The sequence below is a fragment of the Bacteroides sp. CAG:633 genome (assembly GCF_000435115.1).
GTDB classification, from domain to species: domain Bacteria; phylum Bacteroidota; class Bacteroidia; order Bacteroidales; family Bacteroidaceae; genus Bacteroides; species Bacteroides ndongoniae.
The window spans coordinates 1-3525 of the sequence record NZ_FR882979.1 but is presented as its reverse complement, the minus strand read 5'-3'; the positions used below and the strand labels follow the sequence as shown (position 1 = coordinate 3525).

Here is a 3525-nt window from a genome sequence, read left to right as displayed (position 1 = left end):
ATAAACTTGTTTTTAGTGAGTGTTGTCAAGTAATCATTTTGACATACCCACTAAAAACAAGTACACCTAACCAAGCAAATGCAAACAGTCATTCCGGGACGCACTTCCCGATCCTTTCATAATTCAAAAGGATAATTCAATCCAAGCGCGCTGCGTACCCTCTTTTTGGCAGCCCTTCCAAGCCACCAAGTACGTGCATTCATCTGTTTGCGCACCTGTTCAGTCCGTTTAGGACTGGTGACCGGAACTTCGTCCGCATAGCGGATACTTGCAATAAAGCGAGACAGATAAACTTCCTCATCCTCGCTACCTTCTTCGGTCAGCAACATCTTCATCATGCCTATAGGATGACCCTGCTTATGAAGGTTGACGCTGACACAAATCGGATATTTGTCCTTGTACTCAAACCCTTCCGGCAGCTGCATCCGGCAAACGACCACCGTATCGGCACCGCAACGGTACACTTCCCTGCCTCGGGTGAACATCCTGACATAACGGCCCGTATCCACCGCAAGCCCCTTGTCCAGCGGATTCTCTCCCAACGAAGCTTTCAATTCCTCATACACTCTGTCTCGACCCCATTTATTGAAATAAGGATACAGCAACAGACAGTTCTCGTCCTCGGAAACCAAGGATACTGCATACTGCCAAAACGTTCCTTTCCCCATATAAAGAGTAAGAGGATAAGTCTCTTTTGACAACACTTTGAATCCTTCTGGTTTCGTCTGCCCTATTTTCACTTATTTTTTCAACAATTCCATTTTGCCCTTCCACATTGTTACAGGCAAATAATAGAAAAGATAACCCACAAAGAGCAACAAGTTTCAATGTAATTCTACTCATAGTTGTACATTTTAAATATTCGACAAATAAGCTTCCGCTTCGTTATTTAAGTTCATATCTCAAAGTTCACCAAATCAATTCAAATCATCAAGAAATCGAGCGTGCAAAAACGTACAAGCCTTATAAATAACCCTACTTAGTATCTATACCACCTACTTTTAACTCCTAATGGAACTAATCGAAGCAATAACTTGTTTAACTCCTTTAGCAATGATATCAAGGCTTCAAACAAAATACATATATCACATTCAATAGAAACGCCAAAAATGTAAGAATGCTTGGTATATAAGTATTTATTTCTTTTCTTTTTCCCTCAAGGGTCTTACCTACTGTATGAAGGAATAGGAAAAACCACATCGCAATATAAATACCAGAAATATACCAGTCGTTAATCACATAATTGCATTGCTTGTTAATCGCCATTAGTAGCACGGACAATATGGCCAAAGAAATAAATATTATATATAGTGCTTTCGTTTTCATCTTGTTGCGATTATACAGTCATAAATATTCTATCTGCTAGGTTAATAAGCCTCTTTTGACAACACTTTGAATCCACCTCAATGCCATACAACTTTTCAACCTGAAAACTGTACAGGTCAAAAATGCGTTTCTGGCTCCATCCGCTTATACTGCAAAGCAGAACGACCAGCAGCATCATAAAAGCATGTTTCATAAAGGTGCGTCAAAATGAAAAAGTATAATCTTTATATAATGTCATCCTGAACAAAGTGAAGGATCTGAATGCCCGAGCATCCTTTTTTTGAGATTCTTCGCTTTGTTCAAACTATACCTAAATAATAAGAGCTATCTTGAGCGAAGCTAATGAAAAAATACGAGTCTTTCTCTAATTTAATACGCTCTTCAAAGTTCACAAAAGATCATTTTTTACTAAAAATTTCAACGGCCTTTTGTTCAATACTATCAAACGAACTTGCCTGTGCCTTCTTCCAATCGAGTATCTCCACCCGAATAACAACACCAAATTCGTCTTTCACCCGTTGCTCTATCTCCGCTACACGCACTTTCTTTTCCTCAAGATACCAAGTCAGATAAAGCAACAGGCTCGTCACTTTTTATCCGCTGGCAACTCCTCTTTGGAAAATTTCAAATTTAAGGGCGTCTTTTCTCTTCCTTCGCAAATAGCGATCATCTCCAGCGCCATATCTTCCGCGTCCGTCACACCGATTTTACTTTTTAATTCCTCATAAGCAGTCCTCATATTGTCCAAATCCTGCACCTCCTTTACTATTTTCAATTTGGCATTCCAAGCATTTCGTTCCTCCACCGTTGTACAACTGAAATAAGCTTTCTGCTCATCTGCCGAAAGCTCATTCACACTTTTGACACTTTTCTCAAGATAATTCTGAAAGACCCTTTGATAGTTCAAAAAAGCTGTTGTCTGTGCGATGGAATCAACCCTTTCCCGTTCGCTGTCTGTCAGTTTTGTATATGCAGGCAACTGGCTTCTGTCCTTTACTGCCCTATTTTCACTTATTTTTTCAACAATTCCATTTTGCCCTTCCACATTGTTACAGGCAAATAATAGAAAAGATAACCCACAAAGAGCAACAAGTTTCAATGTAATTCTACTCATAGTTGTACATTTTAAATATTCGACAAATAAGCTTCCGCTTCGTTATTTAAGTTCATATCTCAAAGTTCACCAAATCAATTCAAATCATCAAGAAATCGAGCGTGCAAAAACGTGCAAACTCCGTAAATACACAATTTTTCTAATCAGAGAGAGTTAACAAGCACGCTTAACCACGCAGATGCAAGCAGTTCATTCCGGGCAATGCCGTTCGAACGTATCTCTGAACATACCTACAGGAAAGATGAAGTCAAGCGAACCGCGTATCTTATCCTTATCAGCCTGATCCAACCGACGGATGCGCGAATCTATCCGTTTACGTAGCTTTTTAATCTTCTTTAAACTGGGAAGCGCCGGCGCTTCGTCCGAATAGCGCATGCTTCCAAGGAAACGTCTCAGATAGTCGTCCGCATGTTTGCAGCCTTCTTCGGTCAGTACCATCTTCATGATGCCCGAAGCATAACCGCTCTTCCAGATAAGGATTCCAACATAAGCCGAATACTTTTCCTTGTATTCGAATCCTTTCGGCAGCTTCATCCTATAAACTGTCAGCGTATCGGCATTGCAACAGTCCACCAGTTCTCCCTGAGTAAATATTTTCACATAACGAGCCGTGTCCAAAGGAATCGTAATATCCCACGTATCCATCCCCAACGAAGCCTTCAAGTCACTATATGCATTTCCTTTTATGCCCGGCCAATAATTGAAGAAGGGATACAGCAATAGACAATTCTTATCCTCGGAAACCAAAGAAACAGGATAAACAAAACCTCCATTTTCTCCCACATAAAATTGAATGGGATAAGAATCTTCAACCAACTCTTCGAATCCATCAGGTCTCGTCACTTTAATATCATACATCTTTTCAACTACATGGCTGTACACGTCAAAGACGTATTTCTGCCCCCATCCGCTTGCACTGCAAAGCAGAACGACCAACATCACAAAAGCATGTCTCATAGGTATTATTTTTTAAGTTCGTGTCTCAAAGTTCACCAAATCAATTCAGTTCATCAAGAAATCGAGCGTGCAAAAAACGTGCAAACCTTATATATTTCCCACGTCTCGTCGCATAATCCATGCTTGAG

Annotated in this window: 4 protein-coding genes; all 4 read right to left on the bottom strand. The window is 40.2% G+C overall.

All coding sequences use genetic code 11. The annotated features are described in order from the left end of the window. Positions 1 to 116: 116 nt before the first annotated feature. The 4 genes from QVP67_RS01860 to QVP67_RS01845 all read right to left on the bottom strand — a co-directional run bounded on the left by QVP67_RS01860 (position 117) and on the right by QVP67_RS01845 (position 3397). Positions 117 to 740, bottom strand: coding sequence for a hypothetical protein (locus QVP67_RS01860; protein ID WP_022161864.1), 624 nt, complete (start codon positions 738 to 740; stop codon positions 117 to 119). Between the two features lie 984 nt (positions 741 to 1724). Further along, entirely contained in the window at positions 1725 to 1916 is a 192-nt protein-coding gene (locus QVP67_RS01855) for a hypothetical protein (protein ID WP_277120434.1), read from the bottom strand. Further along, on the bottom strand, positions 1913 to 2440 hold the full coding sequence (locus QVP67_RS01850) for a hypothetical protein (RefSeq protein ID WP_022161861.1): 528 nt from the start codon (positions 2438 to 2440) through the stop codon (positions 1913 to 1915). The genes QVP67_RS01855 and QVP67_RS01850 overlap by 4 nt, the downstream gene beginning before the upstream one ends. Positions 2441 to 2629: 189 nt before the next feature. Beyond that, positions 2630 to 3397, bottom strand: coding sequence for a hypothetical protein (locus QVP67_RS01845; protein ID WP_022161860.1), 768 nt, complete (start codon positions 3395 to 3397; stop codon positions 2630 to 2632). Positions 3398 to 3525 lie beyond the last annotated feature (128 nt).